The organism is Pseudomonas sp. Irchel 3E13 (assembly GCF_900187455.1).
Taxonomy (GTDB): domain Bacteria; phylum Pseudomonadota; class Gammaproteobacteria; order Pseudomonadales; family Pseudomonadaceae; genus Aquipseudomonas.
In genome coordinates, this window is record NZ_FYDX01000028.1 from 17,660 (window position 1) to 32,552 (window position 14,893).

Consider the following 14,893-nt stretch of genomic DNA (forward strand, 5'->3'; position numbering starts at 1 on the left):
AGGGTCGAAGCCCCACTGGCGAACACCGTTCGTGTACCAGGACATAGGGGACGCGCAGTCGCATCGTGCATGCAGCAGGTAAATCCGATGAGGCAATTCACTAGCATTCAAGATTAATTAGCGTGCTACGCATCATTTCATACAGCTGGAATAAATTTGCCTCAGCGGTTAATCGAGTAGGAAAGCTATACCCTCGGCATTCCAATCAGTATTCCAGCACAAAATGATTACTGGAAATAGTATTATTAATCAATGGCTTACCCGCCCCGTTCAACTTACCCCGGCCCACCAAACGCTAAACAAATCAGGCACTTCGCGAATCTCGCAAAGTGCCTTTTTTGTACCTGTGCAAAACGCTTCACGCGACAGCCTCGCCGCCCCCCCGCCCCGCACCAGATTGGCGCTCCCCCGCGCCCCAAAACCACACACCCGCCCTACCCCGTCACGCAAGAATCTTCTGACACCCCTCCCCGAAGCCCTCTGACACGGGCCCCAGCAAATAATCTGACCACTTGGCCATGTTTTTGCTTTGAAGCTGTTCAAAACAATCACCACCGAGCAGTCCCATGTCCGAATCCCCCCTGCGCCTGGAGTTGCGTGCCATCACCAAGCGCTACCCCGGCACGCTGGCCAACGACCGCATCGATCTGCGTATCGACGCCGGTGAAATCCATGCCTTGCTTGGCGAGAACGGCGCCGGCAAGAGCACGCTGATGAAGATCATCTACGGCGTTACCGCTCCGGATTCCGGCGAGGTGCTGTGGGAGGGCCAGCCGGTTCAGGTGCGCGACCCGGCACAAGCCCGTGGTCTCGGCATCGGCATGGTGTTCCAGCATTTTTCGCTGTTCGAGACGCTGACCGTGGCGGAGAACATCGCCCTGGCGCTGGGCCGCGAAGCCGGAACGCCGAAGCAACTGGCGCCGCGCATCCGCGAGGTGTCGCAGCGCTACGGCATGGGGCTGGAGCCTGAACGACTGGTGCACAGCCTGTCGATTGGCGAGCGCCAGCGGGTGGAAATCGTTCGTTGCCTGATGCAGGAGATCAAGCTGTTGATCCTCGACGAGCCCACCTCGGTACTGACTCCGCAGGAGGTCGATGAGCTGTTCATCACCCTGCGCGCCCTCGCCGCCGAGGGCTGCAGCATTCTGTTCATCAGCCACAAGCTCGGCGAAGTCCGCGCGCTGTGCCACAGCGCCACGGTGTTGCGCGGCGGCCGGGTATCAGGCGACTGCGTGCCGGCCCGTTGCAGTGACCTGGAACTGGCGCGGCTGATGGTCGGCGACGCGGAGGGGCTGGAGGCCAGTTACGCGAAGACCGCCGGCGGCCTACCGCGCCTGCGGGTGGACGACCTGAGCTGGCGCAACAAGGATCCGTTCGGCACGTCCTTCGAGCACCTGCGCCTGGAAGTGCGCAGCGGCGAGATCGTCGGTATCGCCGGGGTCGCCGGCAATGGCCAGGACGAATTGCTCGCGCTGCTCAGCGGCGAGACGCGGCTGTCCGCCGGTGAGCGCGAACGCGTCACCCTCGACAATCAGCCGATGGCCAACTTGTACCCGGACGCCCGCCGCGCCCTGGGCCTGGCGTTCGTTCCCGCCGAACGCCTCGGTCACGGCGCTGTGCCGGACATGAGCCTGGCCGACAACGCCCTGCTTACCGCCTTCCAGCAGGGACTGGTCAGCCGTGGCCTGATCCGCTCGGGCAAGGTGCTGGCGCTGGCCGAAGAGATCATCCAGCGCTTCGCGGTGAAAACCCCGGACGCCCACACCGCAGCACGCAGCCTGTCCGGCGGCAATCTGCAGAAATTCATCCTCGGTCGCGAGATCCTGCAGAACCCCAAGTTGCTGGTCGCCGCGCACCCGACCTGGGGCGTCGACGTGGGGGCCGCCGCCGCGATCCACCGCGCGCTGATCGCCCTGCGCGACGCCGGGGCGGCGATCCTGGTGATCTCGGAAGACCTCGATGAACTGTTCCAGATCAGCGACCGGATCGGCGCCCTGTGCAGCGGGCGCCTGTCGCCGCTGAAGGCCACCGCCGACACCCATCCCGTGGAGGTCGGCGGCTGGATGGCCGGCCAGTTCGATGCCCCGCAAGACGCTGCCTGACGAGAACCGACCATGCTGTTATCCCTCGAACCCCGTACCCAGCAGTCGCGCGCCATGCTTCTGCTTTCGCCGTTGCTCGCCGGGCTGCTGACCCTGATCAGCGGGGCGATCCTGTTCGCCGCGCTGGGTCATGACCCGCTGCAGACTTTCCACACCCTGCTGATCGAGCCGATCAGCGATTTCTACGGCATCTCCGAACTGCTGCTCAAGGCGCTGCCGATCCTGCTCTGCGCCTTCGGTCTGGCCGTGGCGTATCAGGCGCGCATCTGGAACATCGGCGCTGAAGGCCAGTTGCTGATGGGCGCACTGGCCGGCAGCGCGCTGGCCATCCACCTCATCGATTGGCAAAGCCGCTGGGCGCTGATCTGGGTGATTGCCGCCGGCAGCCTCGCCGGCGCCTTATGGGGCGGGCTCGCGGCCTGGCTGCGCACGCGGTTCAACGCCAACGAAATCCTCACCACCATCATGCTCAACTACATCGCCCTGAACCTGTTGCTGTTCTTCGTTCACGGCCCGCTCAAGGACCCCGACGGTTTCAGCTTCCCGCAGTCGGCGATGTTCGGTGACGCCAGCCGCCTGCCGGCACTGTTCGAAGACGGCCGCGTGCACATCGGCCTGTACTTCGTGCTGTTGGCGCTGGTCGCGGTGTGGGTACTGCTGCACAAGAGCTTCCTCGGCTTCCAGATCAAGGTGCTGGGCCTGGACCAGCGCGCTGCCGGTTTCGTCGGTTTCCGCGAGAAGCGTCTGGTGTGGCTGGCCCTGCTGATCAGCGGCGGCCTGGCGGGTCTGGCCGGGGTCAGCGAAGTCACCGGGCCTATCGGCCAACTGGTGCCGCAGGTGTCGCCCGGCTACGGCTACGCGGCGATTACCGTGGCGTTTCTCGGTCGCCTCAATCCGTTCGGCATCCTCGCTGCGGGCCTGCTGATGGCGCTGCTCTACCTCGGCGGCGAGAACGCGCAGATGACCCTCAACCTGCCGCAATCACTGACCGGGCTGTTCCAGGGAATGATGCTGTTCTACCTGCTCGCCTGCGATGTGCTGATCCTCTACACGCCACGGCTGAAGCTGAATCGCCGTCGCCGCGCCGCGCTCGCTGAAACGGCCAGCGCCTGACGCCCCCACTCACTCTTTCGCTTGGCTGCCGCTGCCTGCGCGCAGCCTGAGGCTTCGACTATGGATCTCGATCTGTTTGGCAACATCCTCTACGCCATGGTGCGCTGCGGCACTCCCCTGCTGCTGGTCGCCCTCGGCGAACTGGTGTGCGAGAAGAGCGGCGTTCTCAACCTCGGCCAGGAAGGCATGATGCTGTTCGGCGCGGTGGTTGGGTTCATCGCCGCCTTCGCCACCGGCAACCTGTGGCTCGGCGTGCTGATGGCCTGCGTGGCCGGCATGCTGCTGTCGTCGCTGTTCGCGCTGGTGGCGCTCGGTTGCCAGGCCAATCAGGTGGCCACTGGCCTGGCGCTGACCATCTTCGGCGTCGGCCTGTCGTCCTTCGTCGGTGCGGCGTGGGTCGGCAAGCCGCTGACCGGCTTCGAGCCGGTGGCCATCCCGCTGCTGTCCGACCTGCCGATCATCGGCCACATGCTGTTCAACCAGGATGTGCTGGTTTACCTGTCCTTCGTCCTGTTCGGACTGATCGCTTGGGTGCTGCTGAAAAGCCGCATCGGCCTGATCCTCCAGGCTGTCGGCGAAAACCCCGACGCCGCCAGCGCCATGGGCCTGCCGGTGCTGCGGGTGCGGACCCTGGCGGTGTTGTTCGGTGGGGCCATGGCCGGTCTGGCCGGTGGTTACCTGTCGCTGGCCTACACACCGATGTGGGCGGAAAACATGACCGCCGGACGCGGCTGGATTGCCTTGGCACTGGTGGTGTTCGCCAGTTGGCGGGTGTTCCGCGTGCTGCTCGGCGCGTACCTGTTCGGCCTGGCCAGCATTCTTCATCTGGTGGCCCAGGGAATCGGCGTGAGCTTCCCGGCCAACCTGCTGGCGATGCTGCCGTATGTGGCGACCATCCTGGTGTTGGTGGTGCTGTCGCGGGATGCGATCAAGACCCGGCTGTATGCGCCGGTTTCCCTTGGGCAGCCGTGGAAGGCGGGGCACTGATGCACCAGCAAAAGGCGACCTGAAAAGCATCACGCACCATCCCAGAACCGATCCGCTACACCCCAACCGCCACACCCCGCAAAAACCCGGTTTTTGCCCGCTTGGTCAGCTTTTTGCAGTAAGGGAAAAGCCCGACACGGCCACTATAAAAGACCTACAGGAGCCAACCCCAGATGCATCAGAAGAAAAGCAAAAACCTGCTGCGCACCCTCGCCGCCGCGATCGGCCTGAGCACCGCGCTGTCCGCCTCCGCCGCTGATCCATTGAAGGTCGGCTTCGTCTACATCGGCCCCATCGGCGACCACGGCTGGACCTATCAGCACGAGCAGGGCCGCCAGGCGCTGATCAAGCAGTTCGGCGACAAGGTCGACACCAGCTTCGTCGAGAACGTGCCGGAAGGCGCCGACGCCGAGCGGGTGATCCGCAACATGGCCAAGGGCGGCTACGACCTGGTGTTCGCCACCTCGTTCGGCTACATGAACCCCACCGCCAAGGTCGCCAAGCAGTTCCCGAAAGTGACCTTCGAACACGCCACCGGCTACAAGCAGGACAAGAACCTCGGCACCTACCTGGCGACGTCCTACGAGGGCCGTTACGTCGGTGGCTTCCTCGCCGCGAAGATGACCAAGAGCAAGAAGATCGGCTACGTCGCCTCCTTCCCGATCCCGGAAGTGCTGCGCGATATCAACGCCATCCAGCTGGCCCTGGACAAGTACAACCCCGGCACCGAAATCAAGGTGGTGTGGGTCAACTCCTGGTTCGATCCGGGCAAGGAAGCCGACGCCGCCAACGCGCTGATCGACCAGGGCGTCGACGTGGTCTTCCAGCACACCGACAGCCCGGCACCGATCCAGACCGCCGAGCGCCGTGGTGTCTATGCCGTGGGCTACGCCTCGGACATGGCGCACTTCGGGCCGAAAGCCGTGCTGACCTCCATCGTCAACAACTGGGGCCCGCACTACATCAAGAGCACCCAGGCGGTCATCGACGGCACCTGGAAATCCCAGGATTACTGGGGCGGCTTGGCTGAAGGCACGGTCGAGCTGCCGATCAGCGACCTGGTCCCGGCTGACGTGAAAAGCGAAGCCGAGCAGATCATCGCCAGCATCAAGGATGGCTCGTTCCACCCGTTCACCGGCCCGATCATGGACCAGAGCGGCGCGGTCAAGATCGCCGAGGGCGCCGTGGCCAGCAACGCCGAACTGGCGGGCATGAACTACTACGTCAAAGGCATCACCGCGCAACTGCCGAAGTAAGTACCGCTGTAAACGCCGGACGGGAGCGCCAGTCGCTCCCGTCCGTTTCATAACCGCGCCGCGCCCATCGCGCGCCGCCTCAAGGCTGTGTCGCCGTCCCTCCTACCGGAGAACCGCGCACAAGATCGGCCCCGCCGATCTTTTCGCTGCATGGGTACGAGAAGACTCGCAGCACCACGGACCCGCCCACCGACACCGGGGTCCGCACTTCTTGGAGCCAACCATGAACACCCTGCCGATCATCGATATCGCCCCGCTGTACCAGGACGACCCCGCCGCCCGCGAGACCGTGGCCCGGCAGATCGACGCCGCCTGTCGCCAATGGGGTTTCTACTACATCAAGGGGCACCCGATCCCGGCCACGCGCATCGCCGAACTGAACGCCGCCGCGGTAGATTTCTTCGCCCGCCCGGCGGAAGAAAAACTGCGTATCGACATCACCCGCAGCGCTCACCACCGTGGCTACGGCGCCATTGCCACCGAGCAACTCGACCCAAGCCGGCCGAGCGATCTCAAGGAAACCTTCGACATGGGGTTCCACCTGAGCGCCGAGCATCCCGACGTGCTCGCGGAAAAGCCGCTGCGCGGCCCGAACCGTCACCCCGACATTCCCGGCTGGGAAGCGCTGTTGCAGCAGCACTACCAGGACATGCACGAACTGTCGCTGACCCTGCTGCGCGCCATGGCCGAGGCACTGGGCATCGAGGAGGACTTCTTCGACCAACGCTTCGCCGACCCGATCAGCGTGTTCCGCATGATCCACTACCCGCCGCGCCAAACCGCCAGCAGCGCCGATCAGCAAGGCGCCGGCGCGCATACCGACTATGGCTGCGTGACCTTGCTCTATCAGGACAATGCCGGTGGTTTGCAGGTGCAGAACCTGGCTGGCGAATGGATCGACGCCCCGCCGATCGAAGGCACCTACGTGGTCAACATTGGCGACATGATGGCGCGCTGGAGCAACGACCGTTACATGTCCACCCCGCACCGGGTAATCAGCCCGCTGGGCGTCGACCGCTACTCGATGCCGTTCTTCGCCGAGCCGCACCCGGACACCGAAATCAGTTGCCTGCCCAACTGCTCGGGCAGCGATAACCCGCCCAAGTACCCGCCGGTATCCTGCAGCGCCTACATGCTCTCGCGCTTCGCCGACACCTACGCCTACCGCCGCGAGGAAACCAAGGCCTGAGCCCCGCGATGGCGCAGCAACGCGCCATCCTGAAGCAACTCCGCCCTGAGCAATAGCGCGCAACCAGGCCATTGCGCGCTGTTGTGACAGCACCATCGCCCCACCCACCGCCAATAACGAAAAAACACCGGAAAAAACCGCAATTCTGTCCGGCAAGACAGGAATTGGCGCCGTTCTTGCTCTCTCATTAAAAGCCTGACCAACACGACAGGTTCAACGCTTGAACAACACAAAAATCAGGAGCTTTCGATGACTCGCACCACCACTTCCCTGCTGCTGGCGAGCGGTCTGCTGGCAACCGGTCAGGCCATGGCCGGCGACCTTCTGCTGTGGCAGGACAACAGCCTCACTTACCTCAACGGCATCGACTTCAAGGTCGATCCGCCCAAGCAGCAGACCGTGACCTTCGAACACGCAAGCGGCTGGAGCTTCGGTGACCTGTTCGTCTTCGTCGACGGCATCAAGTACAACACCGAAGCCACCAACGGTGCGGGCGACGGCCACAGCTTCTACGGCGAGATCAGCCCGCGCCTGTCCCTCGGCAAGATCAGCGGCGCCAACCTGTCGTTCGGCCCGATCAAGGACGTGCTGATCGCCGCGACCTACGAGTTCGGCGAAGACGATGTCGACGCCTATTTGATCGGCCCGGCGGTCGACCTGAACATCCCCGGCTTCGATTACTTCCAGCTCAACACCTACCTGCGCACCCCGGATGGCAAGCGCGACGGCAAGAACGTCTGGCAGATCACCCCGGTGTGGAGCTATACCGTGCCGGTCGGCAACTCCAACGTGGTGATCGACGGCTTCATCGACTGGGTCGTCGACAACGACAAGAGCTACCACGCCAACTTCCACTTCAACCCGCAGATCAAGTACGACCTGGCCAAGGCCATGGGCTGGGGCGAGAAGTTCTACGTAGGCGTGGAGTACGACTACTGGAGCGACAAGTACGGGATCAGCGACAACAGCTACCTGGGCGAGGAAATCCTCGGCGGCACCAACCAGAGCGCTATCAGCTTGTTGGTCAAGGCGCACTTCTGAGCTTCCAGTGAACCGCAGCCTGGGACAGACCAAAAAGGCACCGGTGCAAACCAGTGCCTTTCCGATCAAACAGCCGTAGCGCTCACGCACTCCCGCAGAAACGCATCCAGCTTCGACACGTCTCCTGTGTACGTGCGCGGAGCGCTCATGCTCTCGGCTCGGTGCAGCTCGGTTTCCACCAGATGCTGCAACACCGGGCGAACCGGGCCACACGCGGCCTCTCCGACCTGCCGCTTGAGGCGCAGCAGTTCATTGATCTCCGCGCACTGGACCGGGTCATCGAGGGTTGCTGCCAGCAGCTCTTCAAACACCATCGGCGGCACGCCCCGTCCCTGGTCTATCCAGCGCACCGCCAACAGCGGTCGCAGGACGTAGAAGTACTTCTTGTAGCGCACTTCATCGCCGCGCAGAAACGCGCGGTAGTTGTTCCGCGCCATTGCCAGATAGTGCGCCCGCACCGCCGCCGGCGAATGGAACTCCAGCGCCAGCTCGCGCAAGCGCCTGCTCGCGGCTTCGTCCTGGCGATAGACCAGTGGCGAATCCAGCCACTCCAGCAAGGTCGGATTGGACTTGCGCAGCAAGCGAAGGGCCTTGCGCAGTTCCCAACCACTGAGGTCGAGCTCGTCGGTCAGCGGACGCTCCAGCACATCGCGGGGCTCTTCCACGCGCAGATACCAGTCCGACCGGTGCACGTAGACGAAGCGCACATCGTAATCGCTGTCCGGCGACGCGAAGCCCCAGGCGCGGCTGCCGGACTCGCAGGCATACAACACACGCACCTGCTGCTCGCGCTCGACCCGCCGCAGTTCTTCCAGCACCCGCTCGCGCATCGCGGCGGGCAATGGATGTCGCTCGTCTCTGTTCATTGCAGTGTTCTCCCTACCCCTTCACACACACCACCTGCCGCAGCGTGTGCACCACTTCCACCAGCTCACGCTGGGCATGCATCACCGCGTCGATGTCCTTGTAGGCCATCGGAATCTCGTCGATCACGTCCTTGTCCTTGCGGCATTCGACGTGGGCGGTGGCGCGTTTCTGGTCCTCGACGGTGAACTGCTTCTTCGCCTGGGTCCGGCTCATGGTGCGACCGGCGCCATGACTGCAAGAGCAGAACGCCTCTTCGTTGCCCAGCCCGCGGACGATGAAACTCTTCGCCCCCATCGAGCCGGGAATGATCCCGAGCTGGCCCTTCTGCGCCGACACCGCGCCCTTGCGGGTCACCAGGATTTCTTCGCCGAAGTGCTGCTCTTTCTGCACATAGTTGTGGTGACAGTTCACCGCTTCGAGGTTGGCCTCGAACGGTTTGCGGATCACCTGCCGCGCCGTAGCAATCACCGCCTGCATCATCAGCTCGCGGTTCTGCCGGGCGAAATCCTGGGCCCAACCCACCGCCTCGACGTAATCGTCGTAATGCCGGCTGCCTTCCTCGAAATAGGCCAGGCTGCGATCCGGCAAGTTGGCGATGTGCTGACGCATATCCGCCTGGGCCAGCTCGATGAACAGGTTGCCGATGGCATTGCCGACCCCACGCGAACCGCTGTGCAGCATGAACCAGACTCGATTCACTTCATCCAGGCAGACCTCGATGAAGTGGTTGCCCCCGCCGAGCGTGCCCAGGTGCGCACGGTTGTTGGTCTTCTCCAGCTTCGGGTACTTGTCGGTGATCGCCTTGAAGCGCCCGGCCATCGCCGACCAGGCCTGGTCGGCCGCGTTCGGCACGTGCTCCCAGGCGCCCTGGTCGCGGCGCCCGAAGGTCTTGCCGTGGGGCACGGCCTTCTCGATGGCGCTGCGCAGGCCGAACAGGTTATCCGGCAGGTCCGCCGCCACCAGCGAGGTGCGCGCGGCGATCATGCCGCAGCCGATATCCACGCCCACCGCCGCGGGAATGATCGCGCCCTGGGTGGGAATCACGCTGCCAATGGTCGAGCCCTTGCCCAGGTGCACGTCCGGCATCACCGCCATGTGTTTGAAGATAAACGGCATGCGCGCCGTGTTCAGCAGTTGCTGGCGCGCATCGGGCTCCAGCGGCACGCCTTCGATCCAGGCTTTCACCGGCTTGCCGTTGGCGACTTCCAGCAGTTGATAGGTTGCGTCTTTCATCATCGTGTTCCGTCATTGCCCGCAGGCCTGGCTCAGGCCTGCTTCAGCGTTACCAATCCATTCAATACCTGATCCAGACCGCCGAACACCGAAATCCGGTCGATCCGCTCGGCCACGCGCTCCAGGGTTTCCAGCTCCTTGAGGCGCAGGGCGACGGGGTTGTCTTCCATCACCTTCGCCGTGTTCAACAGCGAGCGGGTCGCCGAGGTTTCTTCGCGGCGGCGGATCACGTTGGCCTGGGCCGACTTTTCCGCCTCCACCACCTGGGCCAGCAGGGTCTTCATCTCGCCAGGCAAGATGATGTCGCGCACGCCCAACCCGGTGACCTCGATCCCGCTGTCCGCCAACCGCGCCGCAAGGTGGGCGTTCACCGCCTCGTCGATCAGTTGCTTGTTCTCCAGCAACTCATCGAGGCTACGGGTTCCCACCGCCGCCCGCAGGCCGAATTGCAGCTCGCGGTACAGGTGTTCCTGCGGCTTGCTCAGTTGCGAGAAAGCCGTCAGTACATCGCCGTAACGCCAGTTGGCGATCAGGTTCAGGCGCAGGCTCACCTTGTCGCGGGTGAGGATTTCCTGGCCGCTGACTTCCAGCGCCTGAATCCGGGTGTCGATCAATTCCACGCTGACCTGACGGTTGTAACGCCAGAAACCGTACTGCCCCGCGGGCAGCAGTTCCAGCACCACGCCGTCGACTTTCAGCACGCCGACCTGATACGCCGGCACCTGCACCATCAACACCGCGTCCAACCCTGCCAGGGTCCGGCCCCGCAGGTTCGACTGGCTCAGCCGCGCCACCAGCGCGGCATCCAGCCGGTAATCCTGGCTGAAATCCTGCCGTTCCAGACGCTGTCCGGCTTGGCCTTTCCAATACAACTGGCGGCTGCCGGGCGGGAGGATTTCCACCAGCCAGTCCTCTTCGTAACGCAGGCCGACCTCGTCGCTGCCGACATCCATGCGGGTGAAGTACTGCTCCACCAGCGCCGGCTCGGACTGACGCAGGTAACCGGCCAGACGGTGCTCGAACAGCGGCGCATTGAGGCTGAACGTCTCCACGCTCAAGCGGTTGTGAAAGTCGAAATGGCGGTGGGTGCCCGGCTCGAGGATGGCGAGAAAGTCGCCTTCCGAGTACAGCAGGCCACGTTCGTTCTTCTTCACGGTAAAGCGCTTGAACATTTTCATAATCTGTTTTCCTTCTCTGATTTCGTCATCCAGGGTGCCGGTGCTCGCCGGCCCGCCGGGTATCGCCGATGAAGCCCGCAAGAGACGCGGCATACGGACATCCGGTCCCTGTGGCCGGACCCTCCAGCCGAAGCCTGTCCTGTCGCGGGCCCGATCAGCGGACCGGGCGGGTCGGCGTTGGCATCGGGTCGGGCGTTGCCGGCCACGTGGGCTGACGACGCTTTTCCCTGCGCCACACCGGCGGTAGTGCAGTGATGAGTAGCTGCCGTAACAGGGCAGTGTTCGAGCGGGAATCGAACCCGCGACAAGCCATCCGGGATGGCCGCTCTAACCGACTGAGCTATCGAACTGCGAGCAGGAGTCGAACCTGCGGCCGATCACCCGAAGGTGACTGCTCTACCAACTGAGCTATCGCATTGACCCCACTTCGATACAGCGGCATGCACGAGGCCGACACCAGGGTGGGCTCGGGCACCGGCGAGGTTGTGAACCTCGGCCCGTGGGCTGCATCAGCGATGGTCGAGAAGGATATTGCGAGCGGCGTGCCAGCTTTATTTTTCGCACGCTAAATAAATATTAAGTTATTGATTTACATAGAATTTAAATAAAGACATCACACAGAAAGGCCGAAACCAGCGTAGTAAGCACTAATGTTTTCTTATATTTTGCTATCGCTATTTATCTTTATGGATAACTCATGAAAGCGAAGAAAACAGTCGCCATCGGATTCCTCGGCTCCACCCTCGACCGTGTCGGCAAGGGCGCCGCGCGCTGGGGGAAATGGCGGCCGACCGTGGGGCTGTGCCAGCAGGCGGAACTGCAAGTCGACCGCCTGGAACTGATCCACGGCATGGACGCCCGCGACACCGGGCTGGCCGAACGCATTGCCGCCGACGTGCGGGAAGTGTCGCCGCAGACCGAAGTCCGCCTGCAACCGATGCGGCTGCGCGACCCGTGGGATTTCGAAGAGGTGTATGGCGCGCTGCATGATTTCGTCAGCGCCTACCCCGTGGACACCGAGCACGAAGACTACGTCGTGCACATCACCACCGGCACCCATGTGGCGCAGATCTGCTGGTTCCTGCTGACCGAAGCGCGTTACCTGCCGGGCCGCCTGGTGCAGACCTCCCCCGCGCGGCGCCGGGAAGAAGAGCAGAAGCCCGAAGGCCGGGTGGCGATCATCGACCTCGACCTGTCGCGCTACGACCGCATCGCCTCGCGTTTTCGGCGCGAGCACGAAGAAAGCCTGCTGTTTCTCAAGTCCGGCATCGCCACGCGCAACGCCGCGTTCAACCGCTCCATCGAGCAGATCGAGCGGGTCGCCGGACGCTCCCGCGCGCCCATGCTGCTGATCGGCCCGACCGGCGCGGGCAAATCATTCCTGGCCCGGCGCATCTACGAACTCAAGCGGGCGCGGCATCAGTTCCAGGGCCGCTTTGTCGAGGTCAACTGCGCCACCCTGCGCGGCGATGGCGCGATGTCGGCGCTGTTCGGCCATATCAAAGGCGCCTTCACCGGCGCGCAAAACGCCCGCGAAGGGCTGCTGCGCGCGGCGGATGGCGGCATGTTGTTCCTCGACGAAATCGGCGAACTGGGCGCGGACGAACAAGCCATGCTGCTCAAGGCCATCGAGGAAAAACGCTTCTTCCCGCTGGGTTCGGACCGCGAAGTCAGCAGCGACTTCCAGTTGATCGCCGGCACCCACCGCGACCTGCGCGAACGGGTCGCCGAAGGCCTGTTCCGCGAAGACCTGTACGCCCGCATCAACCTGTGGACGTTCGAACTGCCGGGGCTGGCTGGCCGGCGCGAAGACATCGAACCGAACATCGACTTCGAACTGCAACGGCATGCCCAGGAACAAGGCCGACTGGTGCGCTTCAACCTCGAAGCGCGGCGTCACTACCTGGCATTCGCCCATTCGCCGGAAGCGCGCTGGGCCGGCAACTTCCGCGAACTGTCCGCGTCCATCACGCGCATGGCGACCCTGGCTGACAGCGGCCGAATCGACCAAACGCTGGTCGATGAAGAAATCGACCGTCTGCGCCATGCCTGGGGCTGCGCTCCCGGCCGCGAGCCGTTGCGGGACTTGCTGGGGGATGATCTGGACAACCTTGACCTGTTCGATCGGGTGCAACTACAGGCGGTGATCGAGGTGTGCCAACAGGCCCGCAGCCTTTCCGAGGCCGGACGTCAGTTGTTCGCCGTCTCACGACAGGCAAAACAGACGCCCAATGATGCGGACCGGTTGCGCAAGTATCTGGGGCGGTTCGGGTTGGTGTGGGATCAGGGGGTGAGGCTGGAGCAGCCATAAGGGGGTTGCCGCTTCAAATGCTATCGGTTGGCGCGATGTTCAATGCGTAAAACTCATGAGGAGCTCGACCACATAGGCATCGCGGAATACGTCCATTACGCCGGAGGACGAAGGCGCTTTTTCTGTCTGAAACCTCCCTTTCACACCGGCAACGGCCGATCCCGAATCACCTGCTTCATCACCAGCGTCGAGCTCAGCCGCTGCACATTGGGCAGCCGCGCCAGGTGCTCGTCGTAGAGCTGCTGGAAAGCCGGCAGGTCGCGAGTGACGATGCGCAGCAGGTAATCCGGGTCGCCGAACAGGCGCTGCGCTTCGAGGATTTGCGGGATCTCCGGCAGGGCGGCTTCGAAATCCTGAACCGCCTGCTGGTGGCCCTCGCGCAAAGTGACGAAGACGATCGCGGCGAAACTCAAACCCAGCTCGGTGGGCGACAGGTACGCGCGGTAGCCCTGGATAACCCCGGACTCTTCCAGTGCCCGCACCCGGCGGTGGCATGGCGACAAGCTCAAGCCGACGCGGTCGGCCAGTTCGGTAAGCGATTGCCGACCATCACGTTGCAGTTCGGCAAGAATATTTCGGTCAATGCGGTCCATCTGGAAGGTTCTTCCACTCAATAGGCGGACCGTCAGGATATACGAAAGATAATCCTCACCAAGCTTCCTTATTCTTCTGGTAACCCGGCGAGGCTCACGGCTCGCCCTTCATATCACAGGAAAAAGCTGGAGCCTCAAATGACTGTCAGTGTGCTGGCCGCGTTCTGGGCGGTGTCGTTGTTGTTCGTGATTACCCCCGGCGTGGACTGGGCCTACGCCATCTCCGCAGGGATTCGCGGGCGCTGGGTGGTGCCGGCGGTGGCGGGTCTGCTCTCCGGGCATCTGCTGGCGACAGTGATCGTCGCGGCGGGGGCCGGTGCCTTGTTGGCGAGCAATCCGCTGGCGCTGTCGGTGATGACCATCGCCGGCGCGCTGTATCTGCTGTGGATGGGCATCAACATGCTGTGGAAACCGTCGACGCCACAGGCCGGCGAGCAGAAGGCGGACTCCTGGTCGAGCTGGGCGATCAAGGGCTTTTGCGTCAGCGGGCTGAATCCCAAGGTGTTCCTGCTGTTCCTGGCGTTGCTGCCGCAGTTCACCGATCCCCTGTCCAACTGGCCGCTGCCCGTGCAGATCATCGCCCTCGGCCTGCTGCACGCCGTGAGTTGCGCAATCATTTACCTGATGGTGGGTTTCGGCGCGCGCAGCGTTCTGCAAACCCGGCCTTCAGCGGCGCGGAACGTCAGCCGGCTGTCCGGCGCGGCGATGATCGCCATCGCCGTGGTGCTGTTGTCGGAACGGTTGATGGCCTGACGCGGTTGTATTGAGGGCACTCAGCCTTCCCTGGACAGCGGCACGTCGGGTCGGGATTTGGGGCCGTTGACGCCCCAGACCAACAGCCCGATGACCGGCACGAACACCACGAAGAGGACCCACATCATCTTGCTTTCGGCCCGCACGGTGCTGCCGATGATGCGCTTGATGGCCCAGATTTCCAGCAGCGCCAGCAGCACCGCCAGGGTGATCCACAAGTAGCCGTGTTCCATAAGACGTCTCCCGTTTGGCTGTTCACGTTAGGCGTGC

At 63.5% G+C, this 14,893-nt stretch carries 13 protein-coding genes and 1 tRNA gene; 8 read left to right on the plus strand and 6 right to left on the minus strand.

The window, feature by feature from the left end; translation table 11 throughout:
- The first annotated feature begins 566 nt into the window (after window positions 1–566).
- From CKW37_RS31240 to CKW37_RS31265, 6 genes are all read left to right on the plus strand, one after another.
- Window positions 567–2,102: an ABC transporter ATP-binding protein gene (locus tag CKW37_RS31240; protein WP_095159959.1), complete on the plus strand. Its 1,536-nt coding sequence runs from the start codon at window positions 567–569 to the stop codon at window positions 2,100–2,102.
- A gap of 12 nt (window positions 2,103–2,114) precedes the next feature.
- Window positions 2,115–3,215, plus strand: coding sequence for an ABC transporter permease (locus CKW37_RS31245; RefSeq protein WP_095159960.1), 1,101 nt, complete (start codon window positions 2,115–2,117; stop codon window positions 3,213–3,215).
- A 60-nt stretch (window positions 3,216–3,275) separates the two neighbouring features.
- Window positions 3,276–4,202, plus strand: coding sequence for an ABC transporter permease (locus tag CKW37_RS31250; protein ID WP_095159961.1), 927 nt, complete (start codon window positions 3,276–3,278; stop codon window positions 4,200–4,202).
- A 173-nt stretch (window positions 4,203–4,375) separates the two neighbouring features.
- Window positions 4,376–5,458, plus strand: a complete 1,083-nt coding sequence (locus CKW37_RS31255) for a BMP family ABC transporter substrate-binding protein (protein ID WP_095159962.1) — start codon at window positions 4,376–4,378, stop codon at window positions 5,456–5,458.
- A 223-nt stretch (window positions 5,459–5,681) separates the two neighbouring features.
- The gene (locus tag CKW37_RS31260; RefSeq protein ID WP_095159963.1) at window positions 5,682–6,647 is read left to right on the plus strand and encodes a 2-oxoglutarate and iron-dependent oxygenase domain-containing protein; all 966 of its coding nucleotides are present in this window, start codon (window positions 5,682–5,684) and stop codon (window positions 6,645–6,647) included.
- Window positions 6,648–6,896: 249 nt separating this feature from the next.
- The gene (locus CKW37_RS31265) at window positions 6,897–7,688 is read left to right on the plus strand and encodes an outer membrane protein OmpK (RefSeq protein WP_095159964.1); all 792 of its coding nucleotides are present in this window, start codon (window positions 6,897–6,899) and stop codon (window positions 7,686–7,688) included.
- 65 nt (window positions 7,689–7,753) lie between these two features.
- On the opposite strand, the gene CKW37_RS31270 is transcribed toward CKW37_RS31265, so the two are convergent.
- The 4 genes from CKW37_RS31270 to CKW37_RS31290 form a co-directional block, all read right to left on the minus strand.
- The gene (locus CKW37_RS31270) at window positions 7,754–8,554 is read right to left on the minus strand and encodes a nucleotidyltransferase domain-containing protein (protein ID WP_095159965.1); all 801 of its coding nucleotides are present in this window, start codon (window positions 8,552–8,554) and stop codon (window positions 7,754–7,756) included.
- Window positions 8,555–8,567: 13 nt separating this feature from the next.
- The gene (locus CKW37_RS31275) at window positions 8,568–9,788 is read right to left on the minus strand and encodes an RtcB family protein (protein ID WP_095159966.1); all 1,221 of its coding nucleotides are present in this window, start codon (window positions 9,786–9,788) and stop codon (window positions 8,568–8,570) included.
- A gap of 32 nt (window positions 9,789–9,820) precedes the next feature.
- Window positions 9,821–10,966: a slipin family protein gene (locus CKW37_RS31280; protein ID WP_095159967.1), complete on the minus strand. Its 1,146-nt coding sequence runs from the start codon at window positions 10,964–10,966 to the stop codon at window positions 9,821–9,823.
- Window positions 10,967–11,315: 349 nt separating this feature from the next.
- Window positions 11,316–11,384: transfer RNA gene (locus tag CKW37_RS31290), tRNA-OTHER, on the minus strand.
- A gap of 279 nt (window positions 11,385–11,663) precedes the next feature.
- On the opposite strand from CKW37_RS31290, the gene rtcR reads away from it, so the two are divergent.
- The gene (rtcR, locus tag CKW37_RS31295; RefSeq protein WP_095159968.1) at window positions 11,664–13,277 is read left to right on the plus strand and encodes an RNA repair transcriptional activator RtcR; all 1,614 of its coding nucleotides are present in this window, start codon (window positions 11,664–11,666) and stop codon (window positions 13,275–13,277) included.
- Between the two features lie 140 nt (window positions 13,278–13,417).
- On the opposite strand, the gene CKW37_RS31300 is transcribed toward rtcR, so the two are convergent.
- On the minus strand, window positions 13,418–13,870 hold the full coding sequence (locus CKW37_RS31300; RefSeq protein ID WP_095159969.1) for an Lrp/AsnC family transcriptional regulator: 453 nt from the start codon (window positions 13,868–13,870) through the stop codon (window positions 13,418–13,420).
- Between the two features lie 138 nt (window positions 13,871–14,008).
- Between CKW37_RS31300 and CKW37_RS31305 the strand changes: the two genes are divergently transcribed.
- Window positions 14,009–14,623: a LysE family translocator gene (locus CKW37_RS31305; RefSeq protein WP_095159970.1), complete on the plus strand. Its 615-nt coding sequence runs from the start codon at window positions 14,009–14,011 to the stop codon at window positions 14,621–14,623.
- A 20-nt stretch (window positions 14,624–14,643) separates the two neighbouring features.
- Here the strand turns inward: CKW37_RS31305 and CKW37_RS31310 are convergent, their stop codons facing one another.
- On the minus strand, window positions 14,644–14,856 hold the full coding sequence (locus tag CKW37_RS31310) for a PLD nuclease N-terminal domain-containing protein (RefSeq protein WP_095159971.1): 213 nt from the start codon (window positions 14,854–14,856) through the stop codon (window positions 14,644–14,646).
- Window positions 14,857–14,893 lie beyond the last annotated feature (37 nt).

Coding starts and splice junctions, on each gene's coding strand:
- CKW37_RS31240 (WP_095159959.1), top strand. CDS start 567: ATGTCCGAATCCCCCCTGCGCCTGGAGTTGCGTGCCATCACCAAGCGC.
- CKW37_RS31245 (WP_095159960.1), top strand. CDS start 2,115: ATGCTGTTATCCCTCGAACCCCGTACCCAGCAGTCGCGCGCCATGCTT.
- CKW37_RS31250 (WP_095159961.1), top strand. CDS start 3,276: ATGGATCTCGATCTGTTTGGCAACATCCTCTACGCCATGGTGCGCTGC.
- CKW37_RS31255 (WP_095159962.1), top strand. CDS start 4,376: ATGCATCAGAAGAAAAGCAAAAACCTGCTGCGCACCCTCGCCGCCGCG.
- CKW37_RS31260 (WP_095159963.1), top strand. CDS start 5,682: ATGAACACCCTGCCGATCATCGATATCGCCCCGCTGTACCAGGACGAC.
- CKW37_RS31265 (WP_095159964.1), top strand. CDS start 6,897: ATGACTCGCACCACCACTTCCCTGCTGCTGGCGAGCGGTCTGCTGGCA.
- CKW37_RS31270 (WP_095159965.1), bottom strand. CDS start 8,554: ATGAACAGAGACGAGCGACATCCATTGCCCGCCGCGATGCGCGAGCGG.
- CKW37_RS31275 (WP_095159966.1), bottom strand. CDS start 9,788: ATGAAAGACGCAACCTATCAACTGCTGGAAGTCGCCAACGGCAAGCCG.
- CKW37_RS31280 (WP_095159967.1), bottom strand. CDS start 10,966: ATGAAAATGTTCAAGCGCTTTACCGTGAAGAAGAACGAACGTGGCCTG.
- rtcR (WP_095159968.1), top strand. CDS start 11,664: ATGAAAGCGAAGAAAACAGTCGCCATCGGATTCCTCGGCTCCACCCTC.
- CKW37_RS31300 (WP_095159969.1), bottom strand. CDS start 13,870: ATGGACCGCATTGACCGAAATATTCTTGCCGAACTGCAACGTGATGGT.
- CKW37_RS31305 (WP_095159970.1), top strand. CDS start 14,009: ATGACTGTCAGTGTGCTGGCCGCGTTCTGGGCGGTGTCGTTGTTGTTC.
- CKW37_RS31310 (WP_095159971.1), bottom strand. CDS start 14,856: ATGGAACACGGCTACTTGTGGATCACCCTGGCGGTGCTGCTGGCGCTG.